The organism is Corynebacterium sp. HMSC064E10, from assembly GCF_001812505.1.
Lineage (GTDB): Bacteria > Actinomycetota > Actinomycetes > Mycobacteriales > Mycobacteriaceae > Corynebacterium > Corynebacterium amycolatum.
In genome coordinates, this window is the sequence record NZ_KV809173.1 from 342,107 (window position 1) to 361,202 (window position 19,096).

General features: G+C 57.9%; 15 protein-coding genes. 1 reads left to right on the forward strand and 14 read right to left on the reverse strand.

The annotated features are described in order from the left end of the window. Nucleotides 1-29: 29 nt before the first annotated feature. The 7 genes from galK to HMPREF2860_RS03345 all read right to left on the reverse strand — a co-directional run bounded on the left by galK (nt 30) and on the right by HMPREF2860_RS03345 (nt 9,986). Nucleotides 30-2,441, reverse strand: a complete 2,412-nt coding sequence (gene galK / locus HMPREF2860_RS11390) for a galactokinase (protein ID WP_081914019.1) — start codon at nt 2,439-2,441, stop codon at nt 30-32. A gap of 9 nt (nt 2,442-2,450) precedes the next feature. Beyond that, nucleotides 2,451-2,732 (reverse strand): hypothetical protein, encoded by a 282-nt coding sequence (locus HMPREF2860_RS03320; protein WP_038628733.1) that lies wholly within the window; start codon nt 2,730-2,732, stop codon nt 2,451-2,453. A gap of 16 nt (nt 2,733-2,748) precedes the next feature. Continuing rightward, nucleotides 2,749-4,410 carry a sodium:solute symporter family protein gene (locus HMPREF2860_RS03325; protein ID WP_187402601.1) on the reverse strand — a complete coding sequence of 554 codons (1,662 nt, stop codon included), beginning with the start codon at nt 4,408-4,410 and terminating at the stop codon, nt 2,749-2,751. A 282-nt stretch (nt 4,411-4,692) separates the two neighbouring features. Beyond that, complete coding sequence (locus HMPREF2860_RS03330) at nt 4,693-5,649, reverse strand: aldose 1-epimerase family protein (protein WP_049181206.1); 957 nt, start codon at nt 5,647-5,649, stop codon at nt 4,693-4,695. Nucleotides 5,650-5,806: 157 nt separating this feature from the next. After that, the gene (locus HMPREF2860_RS03335) at nt 5,807-8,074 is read right to left on the reverse strand and encodes a polyribonucleotide nucleotidyltransferase (RefSeq protein ID WP_038628721.1); all 2,268 of its coding nucleotides are present in this window, start codon (nt 8,072-8,074) and stop codon (nt 5,807-5,809) included. A 505-nt stretch (nt 8,075-8,579) separates the two neighbouring features. Continuing rightward, on the reverse strand, nt 8,580-8,849 hold the full coding sequence (gene rpsO, locus HMPREF2860_RS03340; protein WP_016422594.1) for a 30S ribosomal protein S15: 270 nt from the start codon (nt 8,847-8,849) through the stop codon (nt 8,580-8,582). 141 nt (nt 8,850-8,990) lie between these two features. Next, on the reverse strand, nt 8,991-9,986 hold the full coding sequence (locus HMPREF2860_RS03345; protein WP_038628719.1) for a bifunctional riboflavin kinase/FAD synthetase: 996 nt from the start codon (nt 9,984-9,986) through the stop codon (nt 8,991-8,993). A 64-nt stretch (nt 9,987-10,050) separates the two neighbouring features. Here HMPREF2860_RS03345 and truB point away from each other — a divergent pair, with 64 nt between their 5' ends. Further along, nucleotides 10,051-11,037, forward strand: a complete 987-nt coding sequence (gene truB, locus HMPREF2860_RS03350) for a tRNA pseudouridine(55) synthase TruB (RefSeq protein ID WP_070628585.1) — start codon at nt 10,051-10,053, stop codon at nt 11,035-11,037. A 16-nt stretch (nt 11,038-11,053) separates the two neighbouring features. On the opposite strand, the gene HMPREF2860_RS03355 is transcribed toward truB, so the two are convergent. The 7 genes from HMPREF2860_RS03355 to HMPREF2860_RS03385 all read right to left on the reverse strand — a co-directional run bounded on the left by HMPREF2860_RS03355 (nt 11,054) and on the right by HMPREF2860_RS03385 (nt 18,948). Further along, on the reverse strand, nt 11,054-11,767 hold the full coding sequence (locus HMPREF2860_RS03355; protein ID WP_038628715.1) for a 4'-phosphopantetheinyl transferase family protein: 714 nt from the start codon (nt 11,765-11,767) through the stop codon (nt 11,054-11,056). After that, entirely contained in the window at nt 11,746-13,122 is a 1,377-nt protein-coding gene (locus HMPREF2860_RS03360) for an MATE family efflux transporter (RefSeq protein WP_080972860.1), read from the reverse strand. The genes HMPREF2860_RS03355 and HMPREF2860_RS03360 overlap by 22 nt, the downstream gene beginning before the upstream one ends. A 4-nt stretch (nt 13,123-13,126) precedes the next feature. Continuing rightward, complete coding sequence (locus tag HMPREF2860_RS03365) at nt 13,127-14,188, reverse strand: DHH family phosphoesterase (protein ID WP_038628714.1); 1,062 nt, start codon at nt 14,186-14,188, stop codon at nt 13,127-13,129. A 42-nt stretch (nt 14,189-14,230) separates the two neighbouring features. Continuing rightward, nucleotides 14,231-14,662: a 30S ribosome-binding factor RbfA gene (gene rbfA, locus HMPREF2860_RS03370; RefSeq protein WP_016422588.1), complete on the reverse strand. Its 432-nt coding sequence runs from the start codon at nt 14,660-14,662 to the stop codon at nt 14,231-14,233. 455 nt (nt 14,663-15,117) lie between these two features. After that, nucleotides 15,118-15,543: a hypothetical protein gene (locus HMPREF2860_RS03375; protein ID WP_210386746.1), complete on the reverse strand. Its 426-nt coding sequence runs from the start codon at nt 15,541-15,543 to the stop codon at nt 15,118-15,120. Between the two features lie 129 nt (nt 15,544-15,672). Continuing rightward, nucleotides 15,673-18,426, reverse strand: a complete 2,754-nt coding sequence (infB, locus tag HMPREF2860_RS03380; RefSeq protein ID WP_070628586.1) for a translation initiation factor IF-2 — start codon at nt 18,424-18,426, stop codon at nt 15,673-15,675. Between the two features lie 129 nt (nt 18,427-18,555). Next, nucleotides 18,556-18,948, reverse strand: coding sequence for a YlxR family protein (locus HMPREF2860_RS03385; protein ID WP_038628710.1), 393 nt, complete (start codon nt 18,946-18,948; stop codon nt 18,556-18,558). Nucleotides 18,949-19,096: the final 148 nt, after the last annotated feature.

A 19,096-nucleotide genomic window follows, 5' to 3' on the forward strand; every position in this document is an offset into this window, starting at 1 on the left:
CCCCCCCCCGAGACCGGGAGTAATACCGCCTAGACTAGGCGGCTTGCTCCCGGCCCCGGATTTCCAACGAAAAACTCCGGTTCCGGCATTCCTCGGTCACGGAAAGCCGACGCAACTGCATTCGCTGCAGCATTGACACGGTCGTGTGGCAGCAGCGCAATGGCACTGCCACCAAAGCCACCGCCAGTCATTCGGGCACCGAGCGCGCCCTGCTCAAGCGCTACGTCTACAGCAATATCCAGCTCTGGACAGGAAACTTCGTAGTCATCCCTCAGCGAAAGATGGCTTGCCACCATCAAAGTGCCAAAAGCCTCGAAGTCCCCCTCGGAAAGCTTTTCAATCGCCTGTGCCGTCCGGTCAATTTCGGTAACAACGTGACGCACTCGGCGCGCCACCGTATCAACCCACTGATCCCTATCTGCCTCAGCTGGGACGTTCTCCTTCGCCCAATTGATAGCAGCACCAACTGCATCATCCAGGCCGCGGAAATCAGATGCCCCAACACCATTTTTCACGGCATCAATGATTCCGCGACGCGTCGCATACTGACCATCCGAGAGACTATGTCGAACATTGGTGTTGATCACCAAAATTTCTAGATCCTCGTCTGCGAAAGCAGCCTTGACAAGCTGGTCAGAACTCTTCGCAAAGTCAATGGCCAGTGCATGTTTTTCCTTGCCCTTGATGGATATACGCTGATCCAGACCGCCGGTAGAGGCACCAACGACCTCATTTTCTGCGCGGATAGCCGCCTCAACAATTCCCTGCTGCTCTTCATCGTTTGGTGCACGACCGTGGACGAGTTCAAAGGCTGCAACGCCGACAGAACACTCCAGAGCGGCGGAGCTAGACAACCCAGAGCCGACCGGCACATCGGAAGAAATCGCAATGTCAAGGCTTGGGCAATCTGCAGGCAACAGCCCTGCCTCACGCATAGCCCAGATAGTGCCAACTGCGTATCCCGTCCAATTTGCAGGAGAGTTCGGACCGACATCGGACATTGCGATATTAACCGGCCTGTCACCGTCTGCGGCATCGTCCTTGTCCATCAAGTCCGAAACGATTCGCACTGTCCACGAGTCCCTGGCATTCTGAGCACCCACCGCTGCAAAAGTACTCTGCGCCAACGCGAATGGCAGACAGATGCCATCGGCATAATCGACATGTTCGCCAACTAGGTTGACTCTGCCTGGGGCGCGAAAGACACCCTGTGGTTCCGAACCGAAGCTGCGCCGAAATTGCTCTGTTACATCAGATACGGCCTGCTTATGGGGACGAGTGCGCAGCCAGCGAGTCTGGCCAAGCTCCCGGAAGCGGTCAGCGATTGCCTCTGGTGTTGTATCCGAAATCCAGGCTCCTTGCCCGGACTCTGAACCAGCGAGGAATTTCATGCGTCCTGCAGAGCGCATCATGGAATAGAGCTGCAAATGGAGGCGCCCAAACTGGTGATCCTCGCCTACCGGAGCTTGGTTCCAGGCAGCGATGTACGGCGTTTTATCGATGCCGGGGAAGAATCGGTCAATACGTCGCAGCAGGTCAAGATACATTGCTGCCAGTTCGTCCTTTTCCGCATCGGTCAGCTCCTGGAAGTCACCGACAGCGCGATTTGCCATCAGCATGACTTCGACTGGCCACTTAGCTGCAGCTGGGACGAATGCGGTGAAGTACTCCCCTTCTGCGATGATTCGTCGACCTGAAGCCTTTTCGGCCTCCAGGACATCATCAAAAAGGTCGCGGCCGGTGGTTTCAAAGTGAGCCTTCGCGCGTGCAGCGATGGCCGCCGCACGAGATGGCAGATAGGGGTAGGAGTAAATCTGCCCATGGGGATGCTGCAGTGTTACCCCAATTTCCTTGCCCCTGTTTTCAAAGGGGAACACCAACCGCACACCTTCGAGCTTGCTGAGTTCCGCAGTGCGGTGCGCCCACGCTTCAATAACGGTGCGAGCACGAGTGAAAGTCAGATCCCGGAAGGAGTCCGAAACATTCGGGGTAAAGCAGACAACCTCACACCGAGCCAAGGCCGGCTTCCGCGGGAAAATCTCGGCGCCGTCGACAGTCTGAGCAAAGTCATCCGGAACTTCCATGTGCATAGAAAGCGATGGGAATCGGTTTTCAAAAACCACCACGTCGTAGTCGCTGGCAGGCACCTCTGTGGGAAGTTGTCCCGGCAGCGTCGGAGCTAAGGGGTTCTCGCCAGCAGGAGGCATAAAGGTGCGGTTCATGCGGTGTGCCGCGTAGCAGTACCAATCACCTGTCAGCGGATCTTGGCGCAGCTCCGACTCTGTAATCGCCTGTGGCAAATCACGTTCGTCGGTTAATTTTCGGGTCTTCTTGCCCGAGACATAGTCCGGTTCATCGTCGAAGTAGATTAGCTCGCGACCGTCGGCAAGCGTAGTGCGCGTTACCGAAAAAGCGTGAGAGTGCTGGTCGTCGGTTGTCATTTATCCTCCTTATGATTCTTCGACAACCGTTGGGCGTAGTTTTGCCCAGGCATAGAAAACGATTGCAAAGAGGAGCAGGGCTATTCCGCTGTACAGGTTATACGTCGGCTCTTTGGCAACATTGGTCTCAGGGTTGACCCCAGGATCGAGGAACAACCACGATAGCAGCAAAATGATGCCGTAAAGACCAAGCATCGCCCCAATGACGTTGCGAATGTCAAAGGCACCTGCTTTCTTTTTACCGGCGCTGACAGTCGCTTTTACAGTTGAGTTGTTTTGCGTCCGTGACATGATTTCTCACTAGCTCCTATGCGAAAACGATGTTGAGAACTACGGCCATCACCAGGCACAAGATACCCAGCGGAACAGTTCGCTGTAGCAATGGCAGCTCTGCCTCAGCAGCGTCTGTGAAGTGAGCCTTTGGGGTGACGGATTTGACGAAACCGACCAGCTCCTCATCGGGTTTCGGCCTTGTCATGAGAGAAACGACGACGGCCACCACAATATCGACGACGAATGCCACGGAGGCGGCAGCGAACGCAGTGCCCTGCCCCGGTAGCTCAAAGATAGTTGCGCTTGCCGACGTGAACTCGGAGATGTACCAGTACAAGATTGCAGCGCCCGTTCCTGCAAGCAGAGACGTCCAACCTGCTGTCGGCGTCATGCGCTTCCAGAACATACCGATAAGGAAGGTAGCGAACAACGGTGCGTTGAAGAAGCCGAATAGAGTCTGCAAGTAGTCCATGACATTGCCGAAATTATCGGCAATCAGTGCGGTGAACACTGCGATGCCGGTCGCGCCAATGGTAGCGATACGGCCAACCTTGAGGTAGTAATCATCTGCTCGATTCTTCACGACGTAGGTCTGCCAAATGTCGTAGCTAAAGACTGTATTGAACGCGGAAATATTCGCCGCCATACCTGCCATAAAAGCTGCTAGCAGCCCTGCAATAGCGATGCCCAGCAGGCCGTTGGGAAGCAGATCTCTCATTAGGTACAGAATTGCGTCGTTAGGCTTGGCGGTCTGATCCATGATGGGTGCGACGGTGGCGCCGGCGATCATGCCCGGCAGCACGACGATGAACGGGATGAACATCTTCGGGAAAGCACCGATGATTGGAGTCTTGCGGGCGGCCGACAGTGAGTCGGCGGCCATGGAGCGCTGAACTTCCACGAAGTTGGTTGTCCAGTAGCCAAACGACAGCACGAAGCCGAGGCCAAAGACCAGTCCAATGACGGAAATCACGGGGTTATCAAAACCGGAAATATCCGTGCCCGGCCAAGTGTGGAAGTGCGATTCAGTGGCAACTTTTTCCTTCAGCCCGGACCATCCGCCGACGCTGTGCAGGCCGATCAGAGTCAGTGGCAACAGAGCTGCGACAATCACGAAGAACTGAAGTACCTCGTTGTAGATTGCTGCGGACAGTCCGCCCAGCGTGATGTAGGACAGCACGATGACTGCGGCGACTACCAACGTCAGCCACAGCGGCCAGCCGAGTAGCGCATTGACCACTTTGGCCAGAAGCAGAAGGTTAATGCCTGCAATCAGCAGCTGCGCGATAGCGAAAGAGATTGCATTGACCAGGTGTGCACCGGGACCAAAACGACGCAGCATGAACTCCGGAACTGAGCGAACCTTGGAGCCATAGTAGAAGGGCATCATGACAATGCCCAAAAACACCATGGCTGGGACGGCACCAATCCAGAAGTAGTGCATGGTCTGGAAACCGTATTGCACACCATTTGCGGACATGCCCACGATTTCCACGGCACCGAGATTGGCTGAGATGAACGCCAACCCCGTCACCCAAGCCGGCAGTGAGCGCCCCGAGAGGAAAAAGTCAATGGAGCTGGACACTTTGGCTCGTGCAGCCCAGCCAATACCGAGGACGAATAGGAAGTACAGAGCAACGATGGAGTAATCCACCCATGTCGCGTCGAGTCTTAAGGCTGATTGCGCCACTATCACGACGGCCTCCTTGCGGTTAGGCGGTTGATACGTATTCAGAAAATGCACGAATAGGGATTTCCCTTATTTCGGCACCTGATATGGCGCACGCCCAACAATGGCCATGAAAGTGGCTAGACCTACCGCAAACCGTAGGGGCAAATCGCCACTACCCTGCACAAAAGGAAGACCTATTCTTTTACATTCGTCCCCTAGTGTAGTTTCCTTTCTTAATTCAAGGTGAATTAATTAAGACGGATTTAACCCAGTTGAGGGGGCTGCAGTCCTCTGAGCTGAGTAAAACTATTTTCCGCCCGTCTCCGCGCGCAGTCCCATGGCAAGAGTTTTTGTCTCTCCAGCCTGAAGTCGCAGCAACCCGGTTCCGGAGCGGAGCGCATCTGGCGGACATGTCATTGGTTCCACCGCAATCGCATTCCCGTGCCCAGGGAATCCTTCTCGTCGTCCAGCGTCGGCAACATAGACCTGGAAGAACCGGAATTCATCATCGGCCCAGAGCACAGCACCCTTGCCATTTGGTCCAACCAAATGCGCTTCACGACGGCGCGGTGAGCCATTCTCGGCTGTTTCCTCGGCAGCAAGGAAGCAGTGATCCAGCCACAGCCCATCCAGAGATACTCCCTCTCGAAGGCTGGGAATCACTGTCTCCGCTGGCACCGCTGGGCCAGCGGGCAGGTTTCGAATTGGTTCCAGTGGCAGGTTTTTATCAACGGGCAACCGAAGTGTGCAACTGTCGAAATCAGCGCCCAAAGCGCTTAGGTAAGGATGCCAGCCCAGACCAAACGGGCACTCCCTATCGCTGCGATTATGCACTGTGAACTCAGCCGATAGGCCGTCTGTAGCGGTGACTTGCCAACGCACGGTCATACCGAGTTCCCAAGGCCAGCCCGACTGCGGCTCAACTTCCACATGCAAGGTGACGCTGCTGTCATCAGCATCGACCACGGTCCAAATGCGATCTGCAACAAACCCGTGAATAGCATTCGCCCGGGACGGCTCCGAAATATCTAACCGATGGACTTCCCCACCGAAGATAAACACTCCGTCAGCGACCCTGTTCGGCCACGGAGCCAGGAGCGTACCTGCGGACAACGGTGGATTGAATCCCTTGGGATAGTCTGTCAGCAGTGGCAGACCACAGTACTCCAGTGATCTCGGGCCACCACCGAACTGGGAAATACTTGCGACGTAGTCACCGGCGGAAATGTCGATGAATTCATGATCGTGCGCGACAAGTTGCATGCGCAAATCACCTTCCACGTGGGTTCGAAAATTAATCCCTTCGAAACCCGAGATTAACCCAAAACAAAAGCGCGGTTAGGTCAATTTGTGACCTAACCGCGCCATCGCTACTCGCGTTGTCGGAGGCTACATACAGCACATCCTCCGTCGCCAAGCATTAGTCGTCCTCGACTGGAACCAACGAAATCTTGCCGCGGTTGTCGATATCAGCGATTTCGACCTGAATCTTGTCGCCGACATTGATGACATCCTCAACCTTCTCGATGCGCTTGTCGCCACCGAGCTTGGAAATGTGAATCAGACCGTCACGGCCCGGAGTCAGGGAGACGAAAGCACCGAAAGCGACAGTCTTCACGACAGTTCCCAGGTAGCGCTCGCCCACCTTCGGCAGTTGCGGGTTAGCGATTGCATTAATCTGCTCAATTGCAGCGTCCGCAGCCTTACCGGAAGTTGCCGAGACAAATACGGTGCCATCGTCCTCGATGGAGATATCAGCACCGGTTTCCTCGGTGATGCCGTTGATTGTCTTGCCCTTCGGGCCGATGAGCTCACCGATCTTGGACGCCGGAACCTTAACGGTGGTGATCTTCGGAGCAAGACCGCTCATCTCGTCCGGAGACTCGATGACCTCGGCCATGGTGGACAGGATGGCCAGACGTGCGTCACGAGCCTGGGACAGGGCATCGGCCAGAACCTTCGACGGAATACCGTCGAGCTTGGTGTCCAGCTGCAGTGCGGTAATGAAGTCCGCAGTACCAGCGACCTTGAAGTCCATGTCACCGAATGCGTCCTCGGCACCGAGGATATCGGTCAGCGCGACGAAGCGGTTCTCACCGTCAACCTCGCCGGAAACCAGGCCCATGGCGATACCGGCAACCGGAGCCTTCAGCGGCACACCGGCGTTGTACAGCGACAGAGTCGAAGCACAGACCGAACCCATGGACGTCGAACCATTAGATCCAAGGGCCTCGGAGACCTGGCGAATGGTATACGGGAACTCCTCACGGGACGGCACGACCGGCAGCAGAGCGCGCTCAGCCAGTGCCCCGTGACCAATCTCGCGGCGCTTCGGAGAGCCAACACGACCGGTCTCGCCGGTGGAGTACGGCGGGAAGTTGTAGTGATGGATGTAGCGCTTGGAAGTAACCGGGGTCAGCGAGTCAATCTGCTGTTCCATCTTCAGCATGTCCAAAGTGGTGACACCCAGAATCTGGGTCTCGCCGCGCTCAAACAGCGAAGAGCCGTGGGCACGCGGAATCAAGCCGACCTCAACGCCCAGGTCACGAATGTCGGTAACACCGCGACCATCGATGCGGAAGCCCTCAGCCAGAATCTTCTCACGGACAATCTGCTTCATCACTGCGTTGTATGCAGCGCGAATCTGCTTAGATGCAGCCTGCTCGTCGACATCATCGGAGACGAAGCGCTCCAGCAGCTGCCCCTCGACGTCCTCCATGTACTCGTTGGTGGCGTCATCTCGATCCTGCTTACCCGGGATGGTGAGCAGCTTGGCCAGCTTCTTAGCAGACTTCTTCTCGACTGCATCAAAAATCTCATCGCTGTATGCCGGGAACAGCGGGAACTCCTGCGTTTCCTTCGCTGCGCGCTCAGCCAGCCCCTTCTGTGCCTCACACAGAACCTTGATGTGCGGCTTTGCAGCCTCGAGGCCCGCGGCGACGATGTCCTCAGTCGGTGCCGGTGCGCCGTCAGAAATACGCTTGACGACGGTCTCCCCTGCTCCGGCCTCCACCATCATGATGGCGACATCTTCGACGTTCTTACCGCGACGCTTACGGGTGACGATGCGGCCAGCGACGACCATCTCGAACAGAGCCTGCTCGTGCTGCTCCTCGGTCGGGAAAGCGACCCATGCACCCTCCGGATGCTTGTCATCGGCGACAAGCGCGATGCGGACACCACCGACAGCGCCGGAAACCGGCAGCCCGGAAAGCTGAGTTGCAGCTGACGCGCCGTTGATTGCGACGACGTCGTAGCAATCCTTCGGATCCCAGGACATGACGGTGACGACAACCTGTACCTCGTTGCGCAGGCCCTTGACGAAGGTCGGGCGCAGCGGACGGTCAATCAGACGACATGCCAGGATGGCGTCGGTGGACGGGCGGCCCTCACGGCGGAAGAACGAACCCGGAATCTTGCCCGCAGCGTACATACGCTCTTCAACGTCGACGGTCAGCGGGAAGAAGTCAAAGCCCTCGCGGGGCTGGTTGGAAGCGGTGACGGTGGACAGGAGCATGGTCTCCTCGTCCAGGTAGGTGGTCACCGAACCATCGGCCTGACGAGCCAGCTGACCCGTTTCAAAGCGAATGGTGCGGGTGCCGAAATCACCATTGTCGATGGTAGCAACGGCCTCGGTAATACCGAAATCCTCATCAAAGAAAAATTCAACAGCCTTGCTGTTGGCCATAGGTTTCTTACTCCTAGAAATAGCGGCGATCATCGATGTCGCCTGTAAAAGATCGAATGAACTTCGTTTGCGTCACGCATTCTACCAGCTAACGCAGAAAGTTCTCGTATTGGACGGATCGGAGATCTCTCACTGCCATCTGGGTTCTTGCACCTACGCGGGGTTCTAGGAGTTTGCGGAGCGGGGGCACTTATCGATGACTTCTCTTCACTCATCGATGGATTACCGTGTCTTGTCGACGAATTACCGTGTCTTATCGATGGTGCCCCGACACTTATGCGCACGCTGTCGATCAGCCCCCTCCACATGTCGATGAGGTATTCACTTGTGGCCACGCTACAGCGCATCGATGAGTGAATACCACAACGACAAGTGACCAAAAAGACCCGCCGTGAGCTTCCATCCAATGGAAACCCAAACGGCGGGTCTAAAAGCTTAAAAGCCTTGAATTAACAGAGCAACTTACACCAATGACGCTCTGACAAACAGGACCTTAAGGGAAACCTTAGCGGCGCAGACCAAGGCGCTCGATCAGCTTACGGTAGCGCTCAACGTCATTGTCCTGCAGGTACTGCAGCAGGCCCTTGCGGCGACCGACCAGCAGCAGCAGACCACGACGAGAGTGGTGATCGTGCTTGTGGAACTTCAGGTGCTCGGTCAGCTGACGAATACGAGCGGTCAGCAGTGCAACCTGAGCCTCCGGGGAACCGGTGTCGGTCTCGTGCAGGCCGAACTCCTTGAGAATCTCAGCCTTTTCTGCAGTGTTCAAAGCCATGTAAATCTAACTCCTTGAATCAAATTATGGTCGTTTTTTCAGTCCACATTCTCGGCTTTCCCGGAACCAAACAGCGTCTGGCAGCTGGTTCCTCGCAACTGCTTGTGGACCGCAGTCACAGCCGACGTTTTACTTTAACAGCTAATCGGTCTTTGCCAAAATGGCCTCGGTGTCTACTACGTCCTGGTTCATCCGGTCAATGAGCTCCTCGACCGAGTCGAACTTCTCCATTCCGCGAATCCGATCGACAAACTCAACCTGCCCGGCGATGCCGTAGAGGTCCGCGTGACGGTCAATCACGTAGGCCTCGACCGTTCGATCAGTGTCTCCAAAGGTCACATTAGTGCCCACCGACACGGCTGCTGGGTAGCGCACCCCAAACTCGATATCGCCCTTCGGGTCCGGCTCCGGGCGGGCTGCCGTCGGCTGAGCCGTAAACCATGCCGCGTAGACACCATCAGCCGGGACTGCCAAGCCCTCAGCGAAGTCAATATTGGCGGTCGGAAAACCCAGCTGCGCTCCCCCACGCCCCTGACCGGGAATAACGTCACCATCGACACGGTAGAAGTACCCGAGACACGAGGCGGCTGCGGACACCGCTCCGTCGGCAAGCAAACCGCGAATACGTGTCGACGAAACGCGTTCGGTCGAATCCGCGGCAGTGACGTCGAGGAGGTCGACGATGGTGACGTCGACCCCACACTTACGGCCGTGCTCCGGCATAGTCTCGGCAGTACCTGCGGCCTTCTGCCCATAGGTGAAGTTCTGGCCAACAAAGACGGCCTGTGCATTCAGCTTGTCGCGGATAACGGTGCGTACAAAGTCTTCTGGGGGGATGCTGGAGAAGTTCTTGTCGAAGGGCACGACGAGCATGGCATCAATTCCCTCCGCTTCTGCCAGCTCGGCACGACGGGACACGGTGGACAGTGCCGGCGGCACCTTATCCGGGGCAAACAGCGCTACGGGGTTGGGGTCGAAAGTCATCAACAGCGACTTCACGCCACGAGCGCGAGCGTCACTGACCGCAGCAGCTATCAGGCGCTTATGCCCTAGATGAATACCATCGAACACTCCGATGGTTACGACCGTGTCCCCCAGGTCTTCGGGTGCATTGTCCAAGCCATACCAAATCTCCACAAAGAGCTAGTGTAACTGGTCACCGTTTAACACACCGCATATAGCGCAACATAGGATTGCGTCTATGACCGACTTCGATCCGATTGCAGACTCCGGCATTGTCATCGTCGACAAGCCCCAAGGCTGGACAAGCCACGATGTAGTGGGCAAACTCCGTCGAATCTTCCGCACCAAGAAGGTCGGCCACTCCGGCACCCTCGACCCAATGGCCACCGGTGTGCTCGTCCTCGGCATCGGCCGCGGCACGCGTTTCCTACCCCATGTCCACGCGGACACGAAGTCCTACCAAGCCACCATTCGGCTCGGCGCTGCCACACTTACCGACGACGCCGAAGGCGAGTTGCTCTCCGAATCGTCAGCGGCATCGGTGACCGATGAAATGGTTCGAGAGGAAATTGCGAAGTTCACCGGCACGATCATGCAAAAACCTGCGGCGGTATCCGCAGTGAAGATTGACGGTGTCCGCGCCTACGAGCGCATCCGCCGTGGCGAGAAGGTCGATATCCCAGCGCGCCCGGTGACAATCACCCGCTATGAGGTTCTGGACATCCGCCACGACTCCGATCCTTCCCGTCCCGGGGAGTGCATCGATATCGACGTGGAGGTCGACTGCTCTGCTGGCACTTTCATCCGCGCCTTAGCTCGTGACTTGGGGGATGCACTGGGAGTCGGTGGTCATCTCACCGCTCTGCGACGTACTGCCGCCGGCGTTTTCACTATTGAAGAAGCATTGACTATCGACGAGCTCACAGCGAAAGCCGAGCAATTCGACACCGCCAATCCAGAAATTACTGAGATGCGACGCCCCCTTCCGGAGCGCGCCGCTTCCTTGCTGCCGATGAGTCTGGACGCGGCCTGCCTGCGTTGCTTTGATTCCCGCGAAATAACTGAACAGCAGGCGGCTGATTTGGCTCAGGGCAAGTGGCTGGAGCCAATCGGAAAACCTGGAGTCTATGCGGCGGTGTCTCCGACGGGAAAGGTCCCGGCGCTGCTCACAGAATCCGGCAAACGGGCCAAGACGGTCTTCGTGGTACGCCCGGCCACGCTGTAACTACTTCTCAAGGCTTTTAACACTGCTCGAGCCACACCGCGGTGGCAACGACGCCTGCGCCGCGGGCCCAGAAGCCCTTTACTCCGCGGAAGGCGTCGGGAATCTCACGGTGAAATGTTAGCTGTAGAGGTCCGCCTGCGAGTCCTCGGGAAAAACCTCGCGCTGCTATCCGTCTCTTCCTCGGTTGCACGGAAACTTCGTCGAAGTCTAGCCACTGCCCGACTATCGGCTCCCAGAGTTTGTACACTGATTCCTTGGCGCTAAATTGCACCAGCGGATCCAGGCGAGCTTCGTCAGTGCGCAAGACTGCATCGATGATTCCTAACTCTAGAGTCTGCTCGACCTCGACATCGATGCCAATCCCCTGCAGCTGTTCAGCGCTCGCGGACACAGCTGCCACGGCCCCGTCGCAGTGGCTAATTGACCCCACGACTCCTCGCGGCCACAGCGGCGCTCCAGTGGTCGACACGCCAATCCCACCTGGGGCAGACTCTCCTAGCCGTTGCAACGCCTCATGTGCAGCGAGGCGTCCTCGGGTGAAATCACGGATTCGAGCAGGTGCTGCACTATCAGACAGCCTCAATTCAGCACTACGGAGCTGCTGCAATTCCGCATCACTAAAAGGACGCTCGGCATTGGAGTCAATGACCAGCCGGCTACCGGCGGGTAAATGCCCGGCCAGGTACTCCTGAACGTCGGCAAGCACACTCATGCGCTGATGCCGTACCATTTCTCTCCACGGAAACGGGTAGCGACAAAGATGAGTCGCAGAATCATGAATGCCAAGAGACCACACCATACGCCGGTCAGCCCCCAACCAAATGCCTGAGCCAGCCAGACCGGCGGGAGGAATCCGCACAGGACCGCGCTAACGGTGGCGTTACGGAGGAAGGCTGCATCGCCGGCGCCGAGCAACACGCCATCGAGCGCGAAGACGACACCGCCGATAGGAATCATTGCGACAAGAATCCACCATGGTCCGGCGGTGACTGCGTCAATCACGCCTATGGAGTCGGTAAAAATGCGGACGATATTGGCATTACCCACTGCGAAGACGGCCGCTAGGCCGAGAGCAATGACGCTTGACCAGACAGTAACTCGCTTGCCAGTCCAGCGGGCAACGGCCGTGGAGCTACCGCCCAACGCTGCACCGACGAGCGTCTGTGCAGCAATCGCTAGCGAGTCGAGCACCAACGAGATCAGATTCCACAGTTGCAGCATGACCTGGTGCCCACCTAGCGTGGTCGGCCCAACGCGGCCAGCAACCGCGGCGGCAGAGAGGAACGCTACCTGGAAGGACAAGGAGCGAACGATGAGATCGCGACCGAGGACCAGCTGGCTTTTGATAATGGCGCCATTCGGGCGCATGGAGAGCTTGCGGTTAGAGCACTCCTTGAAAAGACTGCGGAGGAACAGCCCGCCGGTAATCAATTCGCCGAAAAGGACGGCCATTGCAGAGCCCTCGAGACCGAAGGCGCGGACTAGAGGCACAATCACAATGGCGGCCGGAACAAGGCCTGAGAGCACAAATAGCAGCGGCGAGCGGGTGTTTTGGATACCTCGTAACCAACCATTTCCAGCCTGCGCAATCAACGTCAGCGGAATGGCGAAAGCAGCAACTCGCAACCATTGCCCGGCATCATGAGCGACCTCCGGATGAGGAGCTAACCAACCGGTAAATACCGGTGCCAACCCCACGATGATGGCAAAGAGGCTAAGGCCCACAAAGATGGCGACCCACGTCGCTTGCACCCCCTCTTCGACCGCCTCGTCCACGTTGCCCCTGCCAAAGGCTCGCGCTGATCGGGCAGTCGTGCCGTAAGCCAAGAAAGTAAGCTGCGTAGTTACCACGGAAAATACCGTCGAACCAGCAGCAAGCGCCGCAAGCTGGACGGCTCCGAGCCGACCGATGACAGCCGTATCCAGCAGCACATAGAGTGCGGGCGCAGCAAGAACGCCCAACGCTGGCAGCGCCAGCGAAACGATTGCGCGAAGGCTGACATCTGACTTCGCACTGTGCCCGGTTCGCTCTATGCCAGTTTGCTCAATCTCAGTGCGCTCCTGAGTTTCTCGCGAGTCCGACAATCCCCTAGGCCTCGCTTGTGCCTCGGCGTGCCTGGGCTGCGACATCGCTGGTGTCCAGGATGGCTTGCAACAGCTCATCCTTGCTGCACTCGCGAGTCAGGCCGGCTGCGCGCTCGTGGCCACCGCCGCCAATTTCCAGGGCGACCTGGGAGACATCGACAAGCTCGCGAGAACGCAGCGAGACCGCCCACTGGCCTGGCTCATACTCCTTAAGTACCGCACAGACATCGGCCGCATTGGTCGTACGCACAATGTCCACGACGGATTCAATCTCATCGTGGCCAACTTCGGCGGTCTGGTCGTACTCAATGACGACGTGGATTAGGCCTGCGCCGTCGCCCCACTCGGGCACCAATGTCGCGGTGGAAAGCACCGTGCCCAGGAACGGCAGGTAGGCAAACGGATGCTCTTCCAGCAGCTGTGCACCAATCGTGCGCGGATCGAGCCCCTTATCCAGCAGGCGCGCCGCTGCAGTGTGCATGCGAGAACGGCCGAACTGGAACGACGCGGTATCCGTCAACAGCCCGGCGTAGAGAGCATGAGCCATCGGCGTGGTCAGCTTGATACCCCAGACCCCAAAGAAGTCCAGGAGCACCATGGTCGAGGACTCTGCGAGTTCATCAATCATGTTGACGGACCCAAAGCGAGTGTTGGTCGCGTGATGGTCAACATTGATAACGCGATCGGAGGCCATCACGCGATCTTCGAGCGCACCGAGACGCCCCGGGCTTGCGCAGTCGACAGTCACCCACGTGTCAATGTCTTCATCCAGGTCCGTGTACTCGACGAAGCGTTCCCATCCGGGGATGGTCAGCAGCGACTTGGCAGGCAAATCGCTCTCACCGTAGCTGGCGACAGCCGAAATGCCACGCTGTACAAGTGCCATGACCATCGCAGATGCGGCACCAATCGCATCCGCATCAGGGTGAACATGGGCAATGACGCCGACTTTCTTAGCGTCGGCAAGCATATCCTGCATCTGCTGAATCGGCTTGGACATGCGGCGATTAATCGCCTGGGAAAGCTGGTGAGCTGCCTGCTCCTGAGCCTGCGGAGAAGTGGTCACGTGGGTGCCCCTTTCATCGATAGATGTGGCCGGTGGAGAGTTTTACTCCTCGTCGCGGTATGGGTTGGCATCGCCTGCGGGCTTTGCGTTTCTGGCCTGCTCAGCCAATTCCGCGTCGCGCGCGCGAGTCTTATCAAGCAGCTCCTCAAGGTGCGCGGAGATCTCCGGCACCGTGTCAACCTCAAAAGCCAGCGTCGGTGTGTAGCGCACACCGGTGCCACGACCGACTAGGGAACGCAGCTGCCCCTTTGCCTTTTCCAGCGCTGCTGCTGCCGACTCGTAGTCCGGTTCCTCGTCGAGTGTACGTCCGCGCACAGTGTAAAAGACTGTGGCGTCGTGCAAATCGCCGGTGACGCGGCAGTCGGTGATAGTCACAAACTCCAGACGCCGGTCCTTAATCTCACGCTCGATTGCGCTGGCGACAATCTCCTGAATACGCTTGGACAGCCTGCGCGCGCGTGCTGGATCTGCCATTTTCGGCTACTCCCTATCTATCTATATCTGTGCGCAACCATTCGTAGCTAGACCCCATATAGCGTGAGGCCTGAAGTGCCCCTTCGCTGACAAAGACCCATTTGGGATCCGGCAAAAACGGTTCAATACAAAGGACTGCTAATACTAACACGCAAAACACTACTCAACTTCGAACCGCATTTTTCGCGACTTCGCCTAAGCCCGTCTACCGGGTGCAGCCACTTGCTTCGCCGCACGCTCGCCCTTTGTTAATAGCCTATTAATCATCACGACAACACTGCCGCCATCATCGATGTCATCGACGGCTTGGGGTCGCTACCACGGAATTGCGCAGCTGAAACGTGGTCTCCTCAAAAGCAAAGCCCGCTGCCCCACACCAATTCAACGGTCGGAAAAGTCACGCCAGGGAGCAGCTCAGAATCTTTGCCTACAGCTAACGGCCTACCCGTATGCTCTTAACGGCGCTCCACGAAGTTGTACATCGGTAACCCATTAACATGAGAACAGTCAGGCAGTGAATCCATCACGCTGTCCTGCAATGGTGTTTCTCCCTCGATACCGAAAATCCATTTAACCGCAGCATTACCTAGCTCCAGCGGATGAAAAAGATAACTTACCTCACCGTTTTTATCCTTGGGCGCTACGCTGCCATGGGTTTGTTCCCATTCAGCCACATCCGTCGGATGTAGTACCTCGACGTGTTCACCGTTAGCGAACGGTACCTCGAAATCCAACAATCTTCCCGAGCTGAAAAACCGCTGCATGTCAAAATCATAGTCTTCGCAGCTTGCCCCTAATTCTCTGGTGGGAGTCGTATAGTGGCACGAATCGACAACACTATTGATGCATAGTGACCAACTTGCACGCGGATCATTCGCCAACGCTGCGTCCTCAATTAGGTCGTATACGTCGTCGGTCCCGAAAAGCAGCGTTGGCCCAAACGCTACGCAAAAAGGCGCTCCCCGAAGGGAGCGCCTTATCAAAGTTCACGCAGTGTTTAGCCTACGTTGCTACGTGCGCGGAACCTCGACCATCTCGTAGACCTCGATAACGTCGTCCACCTGGATGTCCGGGTAAGACAGCACCATACCGCACTCGTAACCGGCTGCCACCTCGGTAGCATCGTCCTTCTCTCGCTTCAGCGACTCGATAGTCGCCGAATCCGTAATGACGTTGCCGTCACGAACCAGGCGAGCCTTCGCGTTGCGGCGGACCTTGCCGGACTCGACCATACAGCCGGCGATGAGGCCAACTGCGGAGGACTTGAAGATGGCGCGAATCTCTGCACGACCAATCTCCTTCTCCTCGTAGACCGGCTTGAGCATGCCCTTCAGAGCAGCCTCGACATCCTCGATAGCACGGTAAATCACCGTGTAGTAGCGGATGTCAACGCCCTCAGCGTTGGCAACCTCGGTGGCCTTGCCCTCGGAGCGAACGTTGAAGCCGATGATGACGGCGTCAGACGCAGCAGCCAGCGTGACGTTGGTCTGAGTAACAGCACCGACACCACGGTCGATGATGTTCAGTGCGACCTCGTCGTCGACCTCAATCTTGAGCAAGGCTTCTTCCAGTGCCTCGACGGTACCGGCGTTGTCGCCCTTCAGGATCAGGTTGAGGGTGTTGGTCTCCTTCAGGATCTCGTCCAGGTTCTCCAGGGAGACGCGCTTGCGACGACGTGCCTGCAGTGCATTACGACGACGTGCGTCGCGGCGGTCTGCAATCTGGCGGGCCGTACGATCCTCGTCAACAACCAGGAGGTTGTCACCAGCACCCGGCACGGAGGTCAGGCCGAGCACCTGAACCGGACGGGAGGGACCGGCCTCATCGACGTCGTTGCCGTACTCATCGACCATGCGGCGAACACGACCATATGCGTCACCGACAACGATGGAGTCACCGACGCGCAACGTACCGCGCTGAACGATAACGGTTGCCACCGGACCACGGCCGCGGTCAAGGTGAGCCTCGATGGCGACACCCTGAGCGTCCATATCCGGGTTGGCGCGCAAATCCAACGAAGCGTCGGCAGTCAACAGCACTGCTTCGAGAAGCTGATCGATGTTGAGGCCCTGCTTAGCGGAAATATCGACGAACATAGTGTCGCCGCCCCACTCTTCGTCAGTGAGACCGTATTCAGTCAGCTGACCACGAATCTTCTGCGGATCTGCAGTTTCCTTATCAATCTTGTTGACTGCAACGACAATCGGCACATCAGCGGCCTTGGCGTGGTTAATAGCCTCAACCGTCTGCGGCATGACGCCGTCATCAGCTGCAACAACCAGAATCGCGATATCGGTCGACTTGGCACCACGAGCACGCATGGCGGTAAACGCCTCGTGACCAGGGGTATCCAAGAAGGTAACCTTGCGCTTCTCGCCGTCGAGCTCCACCGGCACCTGGTAGGCACCGATGTGCTGGGTAATACCACCGGACTCGTGGCCACCAACGTTGGCCTTACGAATCGTGTCCAACAGGCGCGTCTTACCGTGGTCGACGTGACCCATCACAGTTACCACTGGCGGGCGTTGTTCCAGGTCCTCATCGTCGCCTTCATCCTCACCGAATTGGAGGTCGAAGGATTCAAGCAGTTCGCGGTCCTCATCCTCTGGCGAAACAACCTGGACCTTGTAGTCCATCTCGTCGCCGAGCAGCTGCAGGGTCTCGTCGGATACCGATGCAGTTGCCGTAACCATTTCACCGAGGTTGAACAATGCCTGAACCAGTGCTGCGGCATCGGCATTGATCTTCTCAGCGAAGTCAGACAACGATGCGCCGCGTGCGAGGCGAATGGTCTTGCCTTTACCGTTAGGCAGCTTGACGCCACCCACCACGGATGGTGCCTGCATCGCCTCGTACTCGTTGCGCTTCTGACGCTTCGACTTGCGTCCGCGACGCGGGGCGCCTCCTGGCCGCCCGAATGCACCTGCAGTTCCACCGCGACGTCCGCCGCGACCACCGCGCGGTCCACCACCCGGACCACCCGGGCCGCGACCACGGCCGCCGAAGCCGCCGCCGCCACCGCGGCTTGCCTTTGCAGGCATCTGTCCCGGGTTCGGGTGCGAAGGCATCATCGCCGGAGTCGGGCGATTGCCGCCCGGCTTATTACCGCGGCCCTGTCCACCTTGTGGACGCGGGCCACCCTGACGTGCTCCTGGCTTCGGCCCCGGACGGCCGTTTCCGCCCTGCGGGCGAGGACCACCCTGGCGTCCACCCGGCTTCGGCCCCGGACGGCCAGGACCGCCCTGCGGACGCGGCATGTTGGACGGCCGCGGTGCCGGACGGGAAGATCCGCCGGTCGAGAATGGGTTGTTCGCCACACGCGGTGCGCGTGCGCCTGGCTTCGGCCCCGGCTTCGGGCCAGCAGGCTTCGGCGGGCGTGGCATTTCCTGTCCCGGCTTCGGCGAACGGGACGGTGCTGCTGGCTTGGCACCTGGCTTTGCCGCCGCTGGTGCAGCCGGCTTAGCGCCTGGCTTTGCCGCCGCTGGTGCAGCCGGCTTAGCGCCTGGCTTAGCTGCTGGCTTGGCACCCGACTTAGCAGCAGGCTTAGCTGCAGCCTTCGTAGCTGGGGTCTGTGCAGACGCGTCAGCACCTGCACCAGCATTCTTCTCTTCGTAGACCTTCTTCATCTTCCTGACGACGGGTGGTTCCACCGTCGAAGAAGCGGTCTTAACAAACTCGCCCTGAGCCTTCAGCTCGGCGAGTAGTTCCTTGCTGGTGACCCCGAGCTGCTTAGCGAGCTCATGGACACGTAGCTTTCCGGACACTGCTCTCCTCACTAGTGGGGGCCGAGCAGCGCCCGATGGCGGATTCGTCCACGCACCGAGAGCGCCTGCAGGGCTCCCTCTTATCTATTGCCGTTCATCGCTGATGCTTCATCGTGTGCTCATCAGTGTTCAGGTCTTTCTGTTGTCATTTTTCCTGCCTCCCTGCTTAGCGACACGCACATCGCCAGCGGGGGCGAAAACCTCCGCCGCTTCGTAGTGCGTGGCGATAAACTGTTTAACCGGAAACGCATCTACCTGCGTAGATACCTTCAGTGCGCGGCCAAATGCACGGCGCTTGTCGGCGATCTCCCAAGCTTTTAGTGTTGGGGTAATCCAGGCACCTCGTCCCTGCATCCGACGACGCGGATCAGCAACGACGGCTACTGAGCCATCTGAACGGGTGGTAGCGACAATGCGCAGCAGCTCCGAGCAATTGCGACGCTGCTTAGTTGCAATACAGGTACGTGTGGGTGCAGGTGTATGAGTTGTCGAATTCGGGTTTGTCACCCGCGAAGCCGTCATACTCCTGACGCACCCACCTTCCTGCTAAGAAATTCAGCGCGAAAATTCGCATAGAAAAATCACGCCTTGTCGTTTGGCCACTTCCCAGCATAACCCGAAAAGGCGGAAAAGTGCCAACCCCCTAGGCACTTTCCCGCCACTTTCGCAA